General features: G+C 72.4%; 16 protein-coding genes and 1 tRNA gene. 9 read left to right on the top strand and 8 right to left on the bottom strand.

The features are described 5' to 3' along the window. Positions 1–138: 138 nt before the first annotated feature. On the bottom strand, positions 139–636 hold the full coding sequence (locus ACFC02_RS29420) for a phosphoribosyltransferase (protein ID WP_376363615.1): 498 nt from the start codon (positions 634–636) through the stop codon (positions 139–141). An 18-nt stretch (positions 637–654) separates the two neighbouring features. Beyond that, complete coding sequence (gene dcd / locus ACFC02_RS29415; protein WP_360971385.1) at positions 655–1,230, bottom strand: dCTP deaminase; 576 nt, start codon at positions 1,228–1,230, stop codon at positions 655–657. 508 nt (positions 1,231–1,738) lie between these two features. Between dcd and ACFC02_RS29410 the strand changes: the two genes are divergently transcribed. From ACFC02_RS29410 to ACFC02_RS29395, 4 genes are all read left to right on the top strand, one after another. Then, positions 1,739–1,812: transfer RNA gene (locus tag ACFC02_RS29410), tRNA-Gly, on the top strand. Positions 1,813–2,379: 567 nt separating this feature from the next. Further along, the gene (locus ACFC02_RS29405) at positions 2,380–2,946 is read left to right on the top strand and encodes a Uma2 family endonuclease (RefSeq protein ID WP_376363610.1); all 567 of its coding nucleotides are present in this window, start codon (positions 2,380–2,382) and stop codon (positions 2,944–2,946) included. A 257-nt stretch (positions 2,947–3,203) separates the two neighbouring features. Then, entirely contained in the window at positions 3,204–3,425 is a 222-nt protein-coding gene (locus ACFC02_RS29400) for a hypothetical protein (protein ID WP_376363607.1), read from the top strand. 568 nt (positions 3,426–3,993) lie between these two features. Continuing rightward, complete coding sequence (locus ACFC02_RS29395) at positions 3,994–4,581, top strand: hypothetical protein (RefSeq protein ID WP_376363605.1); 588 nt, start codon at positions 3,994–3,996, stop codon at positions 4,579–4,581. Here the strand turns inward: ACFC02_RS29395 and ACFC02_RS29390 are convergent. Continuing rightward, entirely contained in the window at positions 4,524–5,006 is a 483-nt protein-coding gene (locus ACFC02_RS29390) for a molybdopterin-dependent oxidoreductase (RefSeq protein ID WP_376363602.1), read from the bottom strand. The two genes, ACFC02_RS29395 and ACFC02_RS29390, sit on opposite strands and share 58 nt — an antisense overlap. A 250-nt stretch (positions 5,007–5,256) precedes the next feature. Between ACFC02_RS29390 and modA the strand changes: the two genes are divergently transcribed. Genes modA through ACFC02_RS29375 form a run of 3 tightly spaced genes read left to right on the top strand, consistent with a single transcriptional unit; the run spans position 5,257 to position 8,008 of the window. After that, positions 5,257–6,084 carry a molybdate ABC transporter substrate-binding protein gene (gene modA, locus ACFC02_RS29385; RefSeq protein WP_376363599.1) on the top strand — a complete coding sequence of 276 codons (828 nt, stop codon included), beginning with the start codon at positions 5,257–5,259 and terminating at the stop codon, positions 6,082–6,084. Continuing rightward, complete coding sequence (gene modB, locus ACFC02_RS29380) at positions 6,081–6,929, top strand: molybdate ABC transporter permease subunit (protein WP_376363596.1); 849 nt, start codon at positions 6,081–6,083, stop codon at positions 6,927–6,929. The genes modA and modB overlap by 4 nt, the downstream gene beginning before the upstream one ends. Beyond that, positions 6,926–8,008 carry an ABC transporter ATP-binding protein gene (locus ACFC02_RS29375; RefSeq protein ID WP_376363593.1) on the top strand — a complete coding sequence of 361 codons (1,083 nt, stop codon included), beginning with the start codon at positions 6,926–6,928 and terminating at the stop codon, positions 8,006–8,008. Before modB ends, ACFC02_RS29375 begins: the two co-directional genes overlap by 4 nt. Positions 8,009–8,041: 33 nt before the next feature. Here the strand turns inward: ACFC02_RS29375 and ACFC02_RS29370 are convergent, their stop codons facing one another. From ACFC02_RS29370 to ACFC02_RS29360, 3 genes are all read right to left on the bottom strand, one after another. After that, positions 8,042–10,366 (bottom strand): FG-GAP repeat domain-containing protein, encoded by a 2,325-nt coding sequence (locus tag ACFC02_RS29370; protein ID WP_376363590.1) that lies wholly within the window; start codon positions 10,364–10,366, stop codon positions 8,042–8,044. Positions 10,367–10,888: 522 nt separating this feature from the next. Then, positions 10,889–12,124, bottom strand: a complete 1,236-nt coding sequence (locus tag ACFC02_RS29365) for an NAD(P)/FAD-dependent oxidoreductase (RefSeq protein WP_376363627.1) — start codon at positions 12,122–12,124, stop codon at positions 10,889–10,891. A gap of 148 nt (positions 12,125–12,272) precedes the next feature. Next, complete coding sequence (locus tag ACFC02_RS29360; RefSeq protein WP_376363587.1) at positions 12,273–13,217, bottom strand: RNA polymerase sigma-70 factor; 945 nt, start codon at positions 13,215–13,217, stop codon at positions 12,273–12,275. A 360-nt stretch (positions 13,218–13,577) separates the two neighbouring features. Here ACFC02_RS29360 and ACFC02_RS29355 point away from each other — a divergent pair, with 360 nt between their 5' ends. Together ACFC02_RS29355 and ACFC02_RS29350 are read left to right on the top strand one after the other, a co-directional pair. Then, positions 13,578–13,781: a cold-shock protein gene (locus ACFC02_RS29355; protein WP_360981329.1), complete on the top strand. Its 204-nt coding sequence runs from the start codon at positions 13,578–13,580 to the stop codon at positions 13,779–13,781. A 197-nt stretch (positions 13,782–13,978) separates the two neighbouring features. Then, positions 13,979–15,631, top strand: a complete 1,653-nt coding sequence (locus tag ACFC02_RS29350) for a DEAD/DEAH box helicase (protein ID WP_376363584.1) — start codon at positions 13,979–13,981, stop codon at positions 15,629–15,631. Between the two features lie 60 nt (positions 15,632–15,691). On the opposite strand, the gene ACFC02_RS29345 is transcribed toward ACFC02_RS29350, so the two are convergent. After that, positions 15,692–16,066, bottom strand: coding sequence for a hypothetical protein (locus ACFC02_RS29345; RefSeq protein ID WP_360966080.1), 375 nt, complete (start codon positions 16,064–16,066; stop codon positions 15,692–15,694). Positions 16,067–16,138: 72 nt separating this feature from the next. Further along, positions 16,139–17,011: a carbohydrate ABC transporter permease gene (locus ACFC02_RS29340; protein WP_376363578.1), complete on the bottom strand. Its 873-nt coding sequence runs from the start codon at positions 17,009–17,011 to the stop codon at positions 16,139–16,141. Between the last annotated feature and the right edge of the window lie 10 nt (positions 17,012–17,021).

The raw sequence follows: 17,021 nt of genomic DNA, 5'->3' as shown, positions 1-17,021 counted from the left end.
TTACATCCCCAACCCGCAAACCCCTTTATCCGGGGGTGTGGGGGGCGGGTTTTTTTTTATACCACACCGCGACAGCACGGTGGTGGGGCGGGCGGCCGCCCGCCGGCCCCTCCTCGTCCCGTTTCCTCTCCCCGCCGCCTAGGCGTCGAGAACCTGGCCGGCGCGCCGCACGACGGGCGGCTCGACACTCCAGGGGAAGTTGATCCAGTCGTCGGTGCGCTTCCAGACGTACTCGCACTTCACGAGCGAGTGGGACTTCTCGTAGACGACCGCGCTGCGCACCTCGGCCACGGTGTCCAGGCAGAAGTCGCGCACCAGCTTCAGCGTCTTGCCGGTGTCGGCCACGTCGTCGGTGATCAGGACCTTCTTGTCGGAGAAGTCGATCACGTTGGGCACGGGCGCGAGCATGACGGGCATCTCGAGCGTGGTGCCGACGCCGGTGTAGAACTCGACGTTCACGAGGTGGATGTTCTTGCAGTCGAGAGCGTAGGCGAGTCCGCCGGCGACGAAGACGCCGCCGCGCGCGATGCTCAGCACTATGTCCGGCTCGAACCCGTCGTCGGCGATGGTCTGCGCGAGTTCGCGGACGGCCGTGCCGAACAGTTCGTAGGTGAGGTTCTCTCGTACGTCACTCATGTGGTGGTGCCCCTCGGATCAGACCTGGGTCCGGTGGAAGTTCATGTAGGAGCGGGAGGCCGTGGGCCCGCGCTGCCCCTGGTAGCGGGACCCGTAGCGCTCACTGCCGTACGGGGCCTCGGCGGGCGAGCTGAGCTTGAACAGGCACAGCTGCCCGATCTTCATCCCGGGCCACAGCTTGATCGGCAAGGTGGCGAGATTCGACAGCTCAAGCGTCACATGTCCGGAGAACCCGGGATCGATGAACCCGGCGGTGGAGTGAGTGACGAGCCCGAGCCGCCCCAGTGAACTCTTCCCCTCCAGCCGCGAAGCGAGATCGTCGGGCAGGCTGATGACCTCGTACGTACTGGCGAGGACGAATTCCCCGGGATGCAGGATGAACGGCTCCTCGCCGTCCGGTTCCACGAGCCGGGTGAGGTCCGGCTGCTCGACCGAGGGGTCGATGTGGGGGTAGCGGTGATTCTCGAACACCCGGAAGTAGCGGTCGAGCCGCACGTCGATGCTCGACGGCTGCACCATGGAGGATTCGAAGGGGTCGATCCGCACCCGGCCGGCGTCGATCTCGGCCCGGATGTCCTTGTCTGAGAGAAGCACGCCCCGAGGATACGCAAGGCGCGCGGAGCCCCCACAATCAGGACGGACCCCACGCGCCTGTGCCGCTCTGCGGCCCTACCGCTTCTCCAGCACCACCGGCACCGCACTGCGGAGCCGGGCGCACCGGGGACACCGTACGAGCCGGCCGGGGCCGAGCCGCTCGGCCTGCTGCATCGGGAACGAAGCGGTGCTGAACACGTGCCCTTCGGCACAACGGACGACGGTGCGCTCCATCAAGCCCTCAAGTCCCTTCCCCAGAACCCCGCCTGGCCTTCTGCCGCCTGACGACAAAAGCCACACTACGGGATCAAAGAGACGGCTCTCCAGGCGGCACTCCGGCCCCGCCGAGACCCTCCCCGAGGTCTCCACCGTACGCCCAACTCCGTTCCCCCACACCCCTCCTCCCCCCACCCCGGGAACGTCCCCGGCCCCCGGGGCTTGAGCACCGGGGGCCAGGGATGGGGTACAGTGAGCGAGCGCTGGACACCGACTTCGGTCGGGGTCTTACGCGGGTGTAGTTTAATGGTAGAACATCAGCTTCCCAAGCTGAGAGCGCGAGTTCGATTCTCGTCACCCGCTCCACGAAGAAGGCCTAGGTCACAGACCTGGGCCTTTTTGCTGTGTGCGCTGCTCACTCGCCGCGTGCCGGATTCGTGCCAGAAGGCTTTTCGCCCGTGAGATGAGCAGGAGTGCGACGCATGGGTCCGACGCGTCACCCGACGGAGTTTCTGTTGGCTGCGCGGTAGCGCCGCGTAGGTCCGCGAACAGGGCGGCCCGCCCCAGGCGGTGGGCGAGTTCGCCCACCTGCTGCAGCAGGTGAGGCGGACGGGCATCGCAGCCGCGGCGGGTTCTCCCCCTGCCGCCGGGCCTGGCGTGGTGGCAGAGCCGGTGACCGAATCGCGGGCCTGCACCGGGGCGGCAGCGTGATTGCCTCGCACCCCTCGTGTCCAGTGGATCACTTCGACGAGCTGGATCCGGGTCTCCGAGCGGTGGGCGGAGCTCGGTGCTCGTGAGCACGGCACGCTGCTTCCCCCTTGGCAATGGAAAGCGTCGAGGCGACCGAGGTCTTGGAGCCGCCCCGGCGCGAGGTAGTCAGTACGCTGAGGCCAGCGGGATCGGGCCCGCCGCACAGTGTCCGGGAGGCATGTCGTGACTGCCGAGATGATGGCCCCGGCGTGGATGCACGAGCAGATCACGGCGGAGGAATACGAGTCGTGGTCCGAGGAGCAGTGCGCCGGCATCGAAATCGTGGACGGGATGGTCGTCGTGAGTCCTGGCGCGTCCAAGCGGCACAACCGGCTGGCCCGCATCCTGGCGAACGCCCTGGGCGCCGCCGCGGGCCCCGACTGGAACGCCGACACGGACTTCGACGTCCGGCTCCAGGACGTGCCACTCACCAATCGACGCCCCGATGTCATCGTCTACCGCGCGGACATGATCGACGTCACGCCCACCCGGCCCGAGCACGTACTGCTGGTGGCCGAGGTGGTGTCGCCGGGCTCGGAGACCACCGACCGGATCGTGAAAGTCGACCAGTACGCCAAGGCGGGCATCGGCTTCTACTGGCGGATCGAACAGGCCGTGACGGGTGTGCCTCTGGTGTACACGTACCTCCTCGACCCCGCGACCAAGACCTACCGGGACGGGGACGTGTTCACCGGGGTCGTGAAGGCCGCCGCCCCCTTCACCGTAGAGATCGACCTCAGCCAGGTCTGAAGCGGCCGCACCGCGGGGGGTTTCTGCCGACCGCGGCCGGCTGTAGCCGCAGGCCGGCCCGCACCGGGGGACTCGCCGCACGCTTTGTCGGTGTCGGTGTCGGCGTCGGCGTCGGCGTCGGCGTCGGCGTCGGCCCACGGGCCGGTTTCGCCTGGCGTCGTGCAGAAACGGCTGGTCAGAGCGTCACGCGGTGGTCTCCTTCTGGATCTGTGCCGACGGCCACAGCGAACCGGACGCGCGAAGGCGCATACTGAGCCATGACAAAGCCTGCTGCGCCGAAGCGTCATCTGCCTACCAGCCCCTTCAAGGCCCCGGTCACACCGGCTCCCAAGCACTTCGCCGTGGGCGACCAGGTCACGCACGACATGTACGGCCTCGGCCGCGTCATCGGCATCGAGGACGGCGTCGCGGCGCTCGTGGACTTCGGCTCGGAGCAAGTGCGGATCCTGAGCCCGTACGCCAAGATGACCAAGTTGTAGGACCGCTGTGCCCGGTCATGGCACACCCAGGTCCCTTCGAGGGCCTGTCACGAAAGAGAGTTCTCCCATCGACCCGACATCGCTGTTCTCCGCCGTGGAAGGGCAACCCCGCTCCTCCACGGCGGCATCGCCGCCTCCGGCGACCAATCCCTTCCGAGCCCCTGACTTCGGGGAGGACGAGACCGTGCCGCTCGAAGACATGCACGAGCCCGCCCCGGGCGTGCGTGCGGCGCGGCGCAAGGCCTTCTAGCTCACTTCCAGCCCACTTCTCGCTCCACGGACGGCGGTGACCGCGGCAACGGGCCGCGGGCCCTCTCGGGACAGCCGGGTCTCTGCTCCTGGACGGGGAGACCCGGGTGGTCGGCCGGAAGGATCAGCGCGGCCCACCGGCTCGGGCGGGTGGGTCCGGTGGCCGGCCCTCGGAGTAGCGGTGGCGAATGTCCAGAGGGCGAGACCTGTGCGGCTGCGGGCCATGCCACGCAGGCTGTGCGTGATCGGCCCCGGTTCCGGCGCGCTCGGCGGACTTCCCGCGCTGTACCTTCTCCGTAGACGACCACCAGGGGGCGGGATGGCGAAGGGTCTTCAGTTCGGCTGGGAACTCAGCGGCGCCGGTTGGGCGACCTACCGCATCGCGGACGACTCCGCCGAGCGGAGGGACAAGGTCAGCTACTGCACGGACGCCCTTGCCGACCTGCTGTTCGGTCTGACCGGTCTCTACGGTTCCGCTCCCCTCCAGCGCTTCTCCTTCGACCTCGAGCCGGCCGAGGTGCGGTGGGTGCTGCGCGGCCGGCATGAGGACGTGGACGTGGCGATCTACGAATTCCCCGACATGTCCGCGAGCCTCGGTGTTCCGGACCGCGACGGCACGCTCGTCTGGAGTTCCACGCAGCCCCGGACCGTCCTCGGCCACGCCGTCCTTCAGGCCGCGCAGTCGGTGCTACGGCTCCACGGGGAGGACGGTTACCGGGAGAAGTGGATGGAGCATCCTTTTCCGGTCGCCGCGCTGCAAGACCTCCGCCGCCTGCACCTCCAGCGCGACACGTGCGGACGCCGCCACGACACCGCCCTCCCCTGGTCAGACCCTGACGCGTGCGGCCGTCAGGACCACGCCGTGTACCCCCCGTGCACCCGGATCGCCTCGACCCCGCTGACGTAGCGGCCGCCGCAGCGGTCCTGGGGGAGGACCAGCTGGGCGCCGGGGTGGTCGAGGGGGGCGTCGTCGAGGGTGACCGCGAGGAGGACGGGGGCGCGGCCGAAGTCGGGGTCGATCTCCGCCCAGGACAGGAGCGTGTGGTGGCCGTCCGTGCCGCGTACGGCGATCAGGAAGCGCAGCCGGTCCTTGCGGCGGGCGGGGTCGAAGGCGGGGCCCGCGTCGGCGAGGACGTCGTACAGCAGCGGTCCGGTGAAGCGGTGGTGACGGACGCCGCTGGTGGCGCACTCGAAGGCGACGTCCGCCCGGTGCTGAGGCCAGGCGGCGAGGTCGGACACGGTCAGCCGGGCGGGACGGTCCAGGTCTCCGTCGAGGACGAGTTCCGCTGCGGGGCCGGGGGGTGCGACGGCGGCTGCGAGGGCCTGACTCACGGGCTACCACCTCCGCGGGGACCGTACCCGCACACCACCTCCGTACAAACGCACATACCAGCCCGATCGATCCATGGTCCGGCTGATGCGATGAGACTAGAGACTTATGCCTCGCATATGCGGCAGTATCATCGGCGTTGCGCACCCACCGGGGACGGGCTGCCGGAGCATCCCCGGGTACATCGGCCGACGTGGTCGTCGTGAGACCGCGGACGCGTCCGTTCAGGACCTTTGAGGGAGTAGCCCCGTGATGACCCGTACCGCGCGCCGTACCCGCCGGATGCTTCAGGCGGCCGGCGCCGGCGCCGCCGCCCTGCTCGCCCTGAGCGCCTGCTCGTCGTCCGGCTCGGACTCCTCCGACGCGAAGGCGGACTCCTCCGCTCCGGCCTCCTCCGGCAAGGTGTCCGGGAAGGTGACCGTCTTCGCCGCGGCCTCGCTGAAGGAGTCGTTCACGGCCCTGGGCAAGCAGTTCGAGAAGGAGCACCCCGGTACCGAGGTGACCTTCAACTTCGGCGGCAGCGACTCCCTCGCGGCCGGCATCACCAGCGGCGCCCCCGCCGACGTGTTCGCCGCGGCAAGCCCCAAGACGATGAAGGTCGTCACGGACCACGGCGACGCGGCCGGCACGCCCGTCACGTTCGTGCGCAACCAGCTGGAGATAGCCACCCTGCCCGGCAACCCGGACAAGGTCGCCTCCCTGAAGGACCTCACGAAGTCCGGCCTGAAGGTCGTCCTGTGCGCGAAGACGGTGCCGTGCGGCGCCGCCGCCCAGAAGGCGCTGGACGCCAGCGGGCTCGAGCTCACCCCCGTCTCCTACGAGCAGGACGTCAAGTCCGCCCTGAACAAGGTGGTCCTCAAGGAGGCCGACGCCGCGGTCGTCTACGAGACCGATGTGAAGGCCGCCGGTGGCAAGGTGGACGGCGTGGAGTTCCCCGAATCGGCCAAGGCCGTCAACGACTACCCGATCACCCTGCTCAAGGGGTCGCACAACACGGCGGCCGCCCGGGCGTTCGTCGCGCTGGTGCGGTCCGCCGAGGGGCAGCAGGTCCTGAGCGGGTCCGGGTTCCTCAAGCCGTGACCCCGTCCGACGAGCCCGGCGCCGCGGCCCGCCCCCGCACGGGCGGCCCGCGGCGCCGCCGTGTCCGCGCGGGCGCCCCCCTGCCCCTCCTGGTGCCCGCCGTGCTCGGCCTGGCCTTCCTGGTCCTGCCGCTGCTCGCCCTGCTGATCCGGGCCCCCTGGCGGGGCATGCCCTCCCTGCTGACCAGCACCGAGGTGTGGCAGGCGCTCCAGCTGTCCCTGCTGTGCGCGACGGCGGCGACCGCGGTCAGCCTGGTGGTGGGCGTCCCGCTCGCCTGGCTCCTCGCCCGCGTCGAGTTCCCCGGGCGCGGCCTCGTACGGGCGCTGGTGACGCTGCCGCTGGTCCTGCCGCCGGTGGTGGGCGGTGTGGCCCTGCTCATGGCACTGGGACGCAACGGCGTCGCCGGACGCTTCCTCGACTCCTGGTTCGGCGTCACGCTGCCGTTCACCACCCCGGGCGTGATCCTGGCCGAGGCGTTCGTGGCGATGCCGTTCCTCGTCATCAGCGTGGAGGGCACGCTGCGCGCCGCCGACCCCCGCTACGAGGAGGCCGCCACCACGCTCGGCGCCTCCCGCTTCACCGCGTTCCGCCGGGTCACCCTGCCGCTCATCGCGCCCGGCATCGCGGCCGGCGCCGTGCTGGCCTGGGCGCGGGCGCTCGGCGAGTTCGGCGCGACGATCACCTTCGCCGGGAACTTCCCCGGCCGCACCCAGACCATGCCCCTGGCCGTCTACCTCGCCCTCCAGAACGACCCGGAGTCGGCCATCGCCCTCAGCCTGGTCCTGCTGGCCGTGTCGATCGCCGTACTGGCGGGGCTGCGGGACCGCTGGATGACCGCCTCATGACCGGCACCGCACGGCCCGCGCGGGCCGCCGTCACCGCCGGCGAGGGGCTCGACGCCCACCTGGTCGTCGACCGCGGCACCTTCCGCCTCGACGTGACGCTGACCGCGGCCCCCGGCGACGTGGTCGCGCTCCTCGGCCCCAACGGCGCCGGGAAGACCACCGCGCTGCGCGCACTCGCCGGGCTCGTCCCCCTCTGCGGCGGCCACCTGCGGCTGGACGGCGCGGAGCTGGACCGTACGCCGCCGGAGTCCCGCCCGGTGGGCGTCGTCTTCCAGGACTACCTGCTCTTCCCGCACCTGTCCGCCCTGGACAACGTGGCCTTCGGGCCGCGCTGCCAGGGCGCGGGCAGGACCGAGGCCCGCGCCCTGGCCCGCGCCCTGCTGGAACGCATGGGCCTGGCCGACCACGCGGCCGCCAAGCCCCGCCGCCTCTCCGGCGGCCAGGCCCAGCGCGTCGCCCTCGCCCGCGCCCTGGCCACCCGGCCCCGGCTGCTGCTCCTGGACGAACCGCTCGCCGCCCTCGACGCCCGCACCCGCCTCGACGTCCGCGCCCAGCTCCGCCACCACCTGGCCGACTTCGAAGCGGTCGCCGTGCTCGTCACGCACGACCCGCTGGACGCGATGGTCCTGGCCGACCGGCTCGTCGTCGTCGAGGACGGCCGCATCGTCCAGGAGGGGACCCCGTCCGACATCGCCCGCCGCCCCCGCACCGACTACATCGCCAGACTGGTCGGCCTCAACCTCTACCAGGGCCGGGCCGAGGGGCACACGGTGCACGTCCGGGGCGGCCCCGACATCACGACCGCCGAGGACCTCACCGGCCCGGCCTTCGTCGCCTTCCCGCCCAGCGCGGTCACCCTCCACCGGGACCGCCCCACCGGCTCCAGCGCCCGCAACCTCTGGCGGTGCGAGGTGGCCGGCCTGGAGACCCACGGCGACCTGGTCCGCGCCGACCTCACCGGCGAACTGCCGCTGGCCGCCGACCTGACCACGGTCGCCGCCGCCGAACTCGACCTCCGTCCCGGCGCCACGGCGTGGGCGACGGTCAAGGCCGCCCAGACGCACGCGTACCTCGACTGAGACCCGGCACCGGGGCCCGGGTGAAGCGCCGGCTCAGACGAGGAGGTCGTAGTCGCGGATCTCCATGAAGCCCACGCTGACCCGAACGCGCGCACGGAAGGGGCTGCGCGCGTCGCCCGACGACCGGTACAGGTAGGCCTCCTGACCGTCGGCCGCCGTGGGCGCGTACAGGTCGGGGCGGCCGTCGAAGTCGGCGTCGCCGATGCCGAGGAGCCGGGCGTACGTGTTCCAGCCGCCGCCGATCCGGGTGCGCGGGGCCAGCGTGCCGTCGCCCCGGCCGAGGTAGAGCCAGAGCACACCGGAACGGTCCCGGGCCACGACGTCACCGGCGGAGCCGCCGGCGATGTTTCCGACGGCCGTGATCTGCGTGTACGCCCCCCAGCCGCCGGTGCCGATCCTGACCCGGCGCGCGAACGGGGCCGCCTGCTTCCCGGTGCCCTTGTAGAGCCACAGGGCGCCAGAGGTGTCCACGGCGACGAGGTCGGAGCGGCCGTCGCCGTTCAGGTCGCTGCCGCCGGTGAGCCGGGTGTAGGCGTTCCAGCCGCCGCCGACCTTGATGCGCGGGGCGAAGGGGGCCTTGGCGTCGCCCGTGCCCCGGTAGAGCCAGAGCACGCCCGAACGGTCGCGGGCCACCAGGTCGGCGACCCGGGCGCCGCCGAGGTCGCCGGCCGCCTCGATCCGGTCGTAGACGTTCCAGCCGCGGCCGACGAGCGTCTCGGCGTTCTGCCGGTATTCGCCGTACTCCCGCACGTCGTACGTGTCCATGATCCACAGCCGCCCCGACGTGTCCCGGGCGAGGACGTCCGGGGACCCGTCGGCGTCGTAGTCGTGCGGTCCGGGCTTGCGGGCGACCGTGAACGAACCCGAGGCGACCAGGTCCGGGCCGATGCCGTTGAGGGGTGCTGCGTCGATCCGCCAGGTGTACGGGCCGGCCCCGGCTCCCGTGAACGCGTCGGGCGCGTCGTGCCACCGCAGATCGCCGTCCCAGTCGAAGGTGACGCGGTGCGGGTCCGTGGAACCCGTCGCGCGCGGGTAGACGGTGTCCCGCTTCGTCTCGCCGGTGCGCGTGTTGCGCAGGGTGACGGTCACCGCCACGTAGCTGCGGGACAGCCGCCACTCCAGCCTGGCCCGGCCCGCGGACCTGTCGAGGTCGACCACCGCGGGGACGGAGTGGCCGAGCAGCGTCACCTTCGTCGACTCCCCGCTGCCTGCCACGCGGGTGACGGCCGGCGCCTTGTCCGCGCCGGGCACGATCCGGTACAGGCCCTCGCCCGAGGCCACGGTGCCGCCGCTCGCGTACAGCGTGCCGTCGGGCCCCGCCGCCGTCTGCTCCGCGTGGTCGAGGAGGCGCCGGGTGGCGTTGGTGGTGAGGTTGCGCGCGGTCAGGGCGTACAGGGCGTTCGGCTCGTCCGCCGTCATGGCGCCGCCCATCCCGTACGTCACCCAGTCGCCCACCAGGCCGACCACCACTTCCCCGCCGGTCCGGCCGAGCGCTGTGCGCGTGTCCTTGCCGGTGCCGCGGGGGGCGGCGACCACCTGGCTCTTGCCGGCGCTGTCGGTCTCCGACCAGGCGACGTGGGTGGCGGAGACGGCGACCGACGCCGGGAAGGAGGCCGTGTCGTGGTGCTGGACGACGGCGCCGGTGGCCAGGTCGACCAGGCCCCACTGCCAGGTGCGCGACGTCTTGTAGAGGAGCACGGCGTGGTCGCGGGTGGCCGCCGCGACGTAGGACTTCGTCGCGTCCTGCGGGAGACCGGTCACCGCCCGCTCGGTCAGCTCGTCGTCCTTCATGGTGGCCAGGTGGACGTCCTGACCGCCGGCGGAGTTCGGAGTCTGCACGAAGACCGTGGTGCCGACCGCGCCGACGCACGCGCTCTGCGCGCCGAACCGGCGCAGGTCGAGGAACATGACGGTGCTCTTCGTCGCCATGTCGCGGAGTTCGACGACGCCGTCGGTCCTGTTGAGCAGGACGTTGTCGGACGCCAGGGAGCCGGTGGCGAACGCCTGGGAATCGGTCAGGTCGGTGATCGCCCCGTCGGCGAAGGCGGTCCAGGTGCGGGTCGCGTTCTCGTTCCGCGTCAGGAAGCCCGTCGAGCCGACGCTCAGGAGCCGGGTCTGGCCGTCCGGGTACGGGACCGCCGCCCGGCCGACCGGCGCGGCCGCGGGCAGGGCCGCGGACGCGGTCCCGAGTGGCACGGACGCGGTCGTCGTGGCTGTGGTCGCGGGTGCCGCCACGGCCTGAGCGCCGGTGGGTCCTGTCTCGGGTGCCGCCACGGCCTGAGCGCCGGTGAGTCCTGTCGCGAGGACCGCGCCGATCGCCGCGGCGAGCCACAGCCGGCAGGTACGAGAACGCTGCAAAGTCGGGTCCCTCCCCTGAAGAGGACCGCCGTGGCGAGAGGCACGCGCGGTCGTCCGCGTCCAGGCGGCCGGATGGAACCCCCCAACCGGGACCTCGCCCCACGCGATGATCGCTGGAGCGTACCAGCGGCCTCCGACAGGCGTCACCTGCCGTTCTTCTCACCGGTGTTGGCCCGCTTCGGACGCGCACCCGGACCGATCCGGCGGCCGCCTGCCGGCCGGCCGGATGTGCCGGCGGGGTCCGAGGAGAGGCCGAGGCGCCACCGAGGCCCGCGCGCATGGTCCAGATGGCGGCGGCCCTGCCAGCGGCCGAACCGGTGGCCGAGACGGCAGAGTTGGCCGCTGATCCGTCGCCGTCGTCGTGCCGGAGGCAGGTGCCGGTGCAGCAGGCGGCCATGAAGAAGGAGGCCGCCCACGGGTGTCGACAGTCCGCGCACGTCCGGTACTTCGACCCTCGGGAGACGCCGGACGGGCGCCCTCCCGGTGAGGGCGTCCGTCCGGTGGCGTGCGGGCCCGGGCGGCTCAGGCGGAGGTCCTGACCCGCGTCGCCGGGGCCGCCTGGACCGGCCCCCGCACGACGCGGCGGCGCCGGACCGGCTTGCCGACCGTCGGGTTCGCCACGCCCCAGGCCGCGCCCTTGCAGACCACTTCCTTGTAGAGGGCGGCCGGACGACCGGTCAGGGCCGCCCGCACGGCGCGGTCGTCGGCGGTGACGTACTGGATCAGACCGTCCCTGCGGCCCAGCGAGATGCACTGGTTGAAGTAACGCAGCGGCACGTTCGGCACCTTCCCGCCGGTCAGGCGGGCCGCGATGGCGTCGGCGGCCTGCCAGGCGGACGGGACGCCCGAGGCGCACGACATGCGCAGCGGCTTGCCGCCGGGGCCTTCGACCAGGGCCGCGTCGCCGATGGCGTACACGTCCGGGTGCGAGAGCGAGCGCATCGTGCGGTCGACCACGATCTGGCCGCTCTCGCCGGTCTCCACGGCGGTGGCCTTCGCGATCGGGTGGACGGCGAAGCCCGTGGTCCACACGGTGACCGCGGCCGGGAGGTGCGCGCCGGCGGCGGTGGTGACGCGGTCGGCCTCGACGCGGGTGACGTCGGTGTGCTCGTGCACGGTGACGCGGAGCCCGTCGAGGACCTTGCGCAGGTGCCGGCGCCCCTTGGGCGAGAGCCCGTCACCGAGGCCGCCGCGGGCGGCGAGGGCGACCCTCAGGTCCGGGCGGGACTCGGCGATCTCGGTGGCGGCCTCCAGGCCGGTCAGGCCGCCGCCGACCACGAGTACGTGCTCCCCGGCGCCGAGGGCGGCCAGCCGCTCGCGCAGCCGCAGCGCCCCGGGGCGGCCCGCGATCTCGTGGGCGTGCTCGGCGGCGCCGGGGACGCCCTGGTCGTGCCAGCCGCTGCCGAGGGCGTAGACGAGGGTGTCGTACTCCAGTTCCTCGACGCCCGCTCCCCCGTCGGCGGCGGTGCCGGTGCTGTCGGCGGCGGTGCGGACGGTGACGGTCCGGCGGTCGGCGTCCACGCCGGTCACCCGCGCGAGCTTCACCGTGACACCGGTACCCGCGAACATCTCGCTGTAGGGGCGGGGCGCGAGGTCCGCGCCCGCCGCGAGCTGGTGCAGGCGGACGCGCTCGACGAAGTCGGGCTCGGCGTCGACGAGGGTGATGGCGACGTCGTCACGGTGCAGCCGCTTGGCGAGGCGCCCGGCGGCGATGGCTCCGGAGTATCCGGCTCCGAGGACGATGACGCGGTGCTGCATCTGCATCTCCTGGCTCCTGTCGTGAACGTCGTGAGCGGGTTCGCCCCTTGAACCGGGCGGCCCGCCGTTTCCTGACAGAAGCCGGGTGTGAAGCACCTCACACCCGGCTCGCGCCCCGCCGCACCCCTCGCCCTCGCCGCGCCCCGCTTCAGAAGGCGTGGAACAGCGGTTCGCCGTGGTCGGCCGACGCCCACCGCCGGGTCGCGCGGACGAGCTTGTCGGGGTTGGCCTGGCTGCGGAACCCCGCGATGCCCTCGGCCGTGACCTCCAGGCACAGGATGCCGACGACCCGGCCGTCGAGGACCGCCACGAGGGCGGGGTCACCGTTGGCGGTCGTCGCGTGCATCTCGGGCGATCCGCCGATCAGGGCGCGCTTGGCCTTCCCGGGCTTGAACAGGCCCCGCATGAACGTCGCGACCGCGCGCGCACCCTCGAACGCCCTGGTGCGGGCCGGGACCTTGCCGCCGCCGTCGCCGACCGCCACGGCGTCCTCGGTGAGCAGCCGCACGAGCGGTTCGGTCCGGCCGCTGGTGGCGGCGGCCAGGAACTCCTCGACCACCCGCCGGGCGGCGGCCTCGTCGACCTCGGTGCGGGCCCTGCCGTCCGCGACGTGTTTCCTCGCCCGGTGGAAGAGCTGCTGGCCCGCGGCCTCGCTGACGCCGAGGATCTGGGCGATCTCCCGGTACGGGTAGCCGAAGGCCTCCCGCAGGACGTACACCGCCCGCTCGCGCGGGGAGAGCCGTTCCAGGACGGCGAGGACCGCGAACGAGACGGATTCGCGCTGTTCGGCGGTGTCGGCGGGGCCGAGCATCGGGTCCCCGGCGAGCAGCGGCTCGGGGAGCCACTGGCCGACGTACGTCTCGCGCCGCGCGCGGGCCGAGGTGAGCTGGTTGAGGCACACGTTGGTGAGCACCTTCGTCAACCAGGCCTCCGGGACCTCCACCTGATCGGTGTCGGCGGCCTGCCAGCGCAGGAACGTGTCCTGCACGGCGTCCTCGGCCTCGCTCGCGGAGCCGAGGAGGCGGTAGGCGATGGCCTCCAGGCGCGGCCTGGAGGCCTCGAACCGTTCCACGTCCTTCATGGTCAGGGCCATGGCCGGATCCTAGGGCCTGACGCCGCCGTTCCACCCCGGCCGGCCGGCCCGGCCGGGACGCCCGCCCGGCTGCTCCCCCTCCGGGCTCCGGGCTCCGGGCTCCGGGCTCCGGGCTCCGGGCTCCGGGCTCCGGGAGGAATTTCCGTGGTACGGGCGGGGAAATCAGGGCGGCGCGACGGGAATATTCCCAGGCCGGGGCGGCGGCGGAAATTATTCGTCCGACGGCGCCGATCCCGGCGTGCTAGGGTCGACGTCAGTTGCAGTTGTGGTTGCCTGGGATTCTTTCCGTCGGGGTGATCATCGCGGCGACCGGAGTCCCGCACAGGGCGGGCTCCGTGCACCGTCCCGAAGGAGAAGAATATGGCTACCGGCACCGTGAAGTGGTTCAACTCGGAAAAGGGCTTCGGCTTCATCGAGCAGGACGGCGGCGGCCCCGACGTCTTCGCCCACTACTCGAACATCGCCACCCAGGGCTTCCGTGAGCTGCAGGAGGGTCAGAAGGTGACCTTCGAGATCGGTCAGGGCCAGAAGGGCCCGACGGCCGAGAACATCGTCCCGGCCTGACGCACCTGCGCTGACGCGTACTTTCGCAGCTGGGGCCCGCACCTTGGGGTGCGGGCCCCAGCTCGCCGTATTTCTGGGCCTCACCCGGGCAGGAATTACCGACCGAACAGGACCCTTCGGCTCGTTCTCGCGATTCTCTGCGCTGCTCGATCACTGCGGGAATTCCTTGATACGCGTCGCATCAAGGAAGGCTTCGCATGAACCGTGACCGTGCCCGCACGACCCGCGCCGACGGCCGCTCCGGCGGCTCCGCCTCCGGCCGTACCACCGCCGCACGCCGCCCGCGCCGCTCCCCCGGGAACGGGCGCCGGAAGGCCGCCCCCCAGGGCGAGTTCGCGATGCCGGAGACGGCCACGCCCGCCCTGCCCGCCGCCGAGTCGTTCGCCGACCTCGACCTGCCGGCCCCGCTGCTGGCCACCCTGGGCAAGGAAGGCGTGACCGTACCGTTCCCGATCCAGGCCGCCACTCTGCCCAACTCCCTGGCCGGACGTGACGTGCTCGGCCGCGGCCGTACCGGATCGGGCAAGACCCTCGCCTTCGGCCTCGCCGTGCTGGCCCGTACGGCCGGACGGCACGCCGAGCCCCGGCGCCCGCTCGCCCTGGTCCTGGTGCCCACCCGCGAGCTGGCCCAGCAGGTCTCCGACGCGCTGGCGCCGTACGCCCGTTCCGTGGGGCTGCGTTCGGCCACCGTGGTCGGCGGCATGTCGATCGGCAGGCAGGCCGGCGCGCTGCGCAGGGGCGCGGAGGTCGTCGTCGCGACGCCAGGGCGGCTGAAGGACCTCATCACCCGCGGCGACTGCCTGCTGGACGACGTCGCCACCACCGTCCTGGACGAGGCCGACCAGATGGCCGACATGGGCTTCATGCCCCAGGTCACCGCGCTGCTCGACCAGGTGCGCCCCGACGGGCAGCGGCTGCTGTTCTCGGCCACCCTGGACCGCAACGTCGACCTGCTGGTGCGCCGTTACCTGTCCGACCCCGTGGTCCACTCGGTCGACCCGTCGGCCGGGGCCGTCACGACGATGGAGCACCACGTGCTCCACGTGGACGACACGGACAAGCGCCGCACGACGACCGAGATCGCGGCGCGCGACGGCCAGGTGATCATGTTCCTGGACACCAAGCACGCGGCGGACCGGCTGACCAAGCACCTGCTGAACAGCGGCGTGCGCGCGGCGGCCCTGCACGGCGGCAAGTCCCAGCCGCAGCGCACCCGGACCCTGGACCGGTTCAAGGACGGGCGGGTGACGGTGCTGGTGGCGACCAACGTCGCCGCGCGCGGCATCCACATCGACCACCTCGACCTGGTCGTCAACGTGGATCCGCCCAGCGACCACAAGGACTACCTGCACCGCGGCGGGCGCACGGCCCGCGCCGGCGCCTCCGGAAGCGTCGTCACCCTGGTCACCCCCGACCAGCGCCGCGACGTGAGCCGGCTGATGGCCGCGGCCGGCATCCGCCCGCAGATCACGCCGGTACGGGCCGGTGACAGCGAACTGAGCCGGATCACGGGCGCCCAGGAGCCGTCGGGAGTCCCCGTCGTCATCGTGGACCCGCCCGCGGAGCCCGCCCCGCGCCGCGCCGCGCCGTCCTCGGCCCGCGGACGCGGTCGCCGAAGCAGCAGCGGCGGCGGCAGGAGCGGCAACGGAGCCGGCCGAAGCAGTGCGAGCGGCAACGGCGGTGGCCGGAGCAGCGGGAGCGGCAACGGAGCCGGCGGGAGCAGCGGGAGCGGTGGCCGGAGCGGCGGGAGCGGCAACGGCGGTGGCGGGGGCAAGGGCCGTCCCGCGGAGGAGGCGCCGCGCCGCGGTGCGCGGCGGCAGCCCGCCGCGGGCCCGGGCCGGCGCCCCTGAGGCACTGCCCCCGCCCCCTCACACAGGCGGGCGGGGACACCACCCGGCAGGACCGGCGCCTCACTGCTCCGAATAGCTGAGGTCGCCCACGGTCCAGGCGCTGACGTCCTTGATCGCCACCCGGTACATCCCGCCCGTCTCCGGGATGCCGACGGTGCCCTGCACGATCCGCGCGAGGTGGAAGTGCAGGTGCGTGGGCATCCCGCCGGGCCCGGACCGCGCCGTACTCCGGTGGCCGGTGAAGACGTCGGAGAACGGGCCCAGCCGCTCCGACGTCCTCAGGACCTCCGAGACGCGCTCGCGCCACATGCTCTCGGGAGCCAGTCGGCCGGTGATGACGGCACCGTCGACGACCACGGTCAGCGGCATCTGATTGCTCGGCTCCGACTCCACCATCGCTGCGACGGCGGTGAGCAGCTCATCAGCGTTCGGCATGGAGGCGATTCTATGCAGCGCCCCGCCCCGCCCCCGCACGCGATCGAGCCGTCGTCAGCCCCGCGCGGGCCCTCACTTGATGCCGGTCGTCGCGATGCCCTGGACGATCTGCCGCTGGAAGACCAGGAAGACCGCGATGAGGGGCAGGAACCCGAGGACCGAGGAGGCCATGACCTCGGCGTACTGGATGTTGCTGTTGTTGACCAGGGAGGCAAGGCCGACCGGGATGGTCTGCGACTTGGTCTGGTTGAGGACGAGCAGCGGCCAGAGGAAGGAGTTCCACGAGGTGATGAAGGTGAGGATGGCGACCGTGGAGGCGGCCGGGCGGCACAGGGGCATGCAGACCGTGGCGTAGACCCGCCACCAGCTCGCCCCGTCCAGGCGGGCCGCCTCGATCAGGGCGCGGGGGATGCCGCGGAAGAACGCCTGGAAGACGAAGACGGACACCGGGGCCGCGACCGAGGGCAGGACGAGGGCCCAGAAGGTGCCGAGCAGGTGCAGTGACCGGTACTCGATGAACTGCGGCAGCACCAGCGCCTCGCTCGGCAGCATCAGCCCGGCCCCGACCAGGGCCAGCACGGCGGTGCGGCCGCGGAAGCGCAGCAGCGCCAGCGCGAAGCCCGCCATCGAGCAGAAGACCACCGTGAAGAGCACGGCGAGCGTCGAGATGACCAGGCTGTTCAGGTACCAGCTGCCGATGGGGTAGTTGTCCCACGCGTAGGAGTACGCGTGCAGGGACCAGCCGCCGGCGAACGGCGAGGTCGGGTTCTGGGTGATCGACCCGTCGGAGCGCAGCGAGGTGATCAGCGCCCAGGCGAACGGCACCAGCCAGATCAGGGCGAACAGGGTCAGGCAGACGGCGCAGAGCCGGTTGAAGAGCTTCGTGCGGTCGAGCGCGGGCGAGGCGGGCCCCGTGGTGGGCCGCGGCTGGGTGACGGTGGTCAAGGTGTCCTCC

It is taken from the genome of Streptomyces sp. NPDC056160, from assembly GCF_042268205.1.
Lineage (GTDB): Bacteria > Actinomycetota > Actinomycetes > Streptomycetales > Streptomycetaceae > Streptomyces.
This window is presented reverse-complemented; position numbering and strand designations above follow the sequence as displayed.

Excerpts from the sequence above, each read along its gene's own strand:
- ACFC02_RS29420 (WP_376363615.1), bottom strand. The coding sequence starts at position 636 with ATGAGTGACGTACGAGAGAACCTCACCTACGAACTGTTCGGCACGGCC.
- ACFC02_RS29400 (WP_376363607.1), top strand. The coding sequence starts at position 3,204 with ATGACAAAGCCTGCTGCGCCGAAGCGTCATCTGCCTACCAGCCCCTTC.
- ACFC02_RS29395 (WP_376363605.1), top strand. The coding sequence starts at position 3,994 with ATGGCGAAGGGTCTTCAGTTCGGCTGGGAACTCAGCGGCGCCGGTTGG.
- modA (WP_376363599.1), top strand. The coding sequence starts at position 5,257 with ATGACCCGTACCGCGCGCCGTACCCGCCGGATGCTTCAGGCGGCCGGC.
- ACFC02_RS29375 (WP_376363593.1), top strand. The coding sequence starts at position 6,926 with ATGACCGGCACCGCACGGCCCGCGCGGGCCGCCGTCACCGCCGGCGAG.
- ACFC02_RS29365 (WP_376363627.1), bottom strand. The coding sequence starts at position 12,124 with ATGCAGCACCGCGTCATCGTCCTCGGAGCCGGATACTCCGGAGCCATC.
- ACFC02_RS29360 (WP_376363587.1), bottom strand. The coding sequence starts at position 13,217 with ATGGCCCTGACCATGAAGGACGTGGAACGGTTCGAGGCCTCCAGGCCG.
- ACFC02_RS29355 (WP_360981329.1), top strand. The coding sequence starts at position 13,578 with ATGGCTACCGGCACCGTGAAGTGGTTCAACTCGGAAAAGGGCTTCGGC.
- ACFC02_RS29350 (WP_376363584.1), top strand. The coding sequence starts at position 13,979 with ATGAACCGTGACCGTGCCCGCACGACCCGCGCCGACGGCCGCTCCGGC.
- ACFC02_RS29345 (WP_360966080.1), bottom strand. The coding sequence starts at position 16,066 with ATGCCGAACGCTGATGAGCTGCTCACCGCCGTCGCAGCGATGGTGGAG.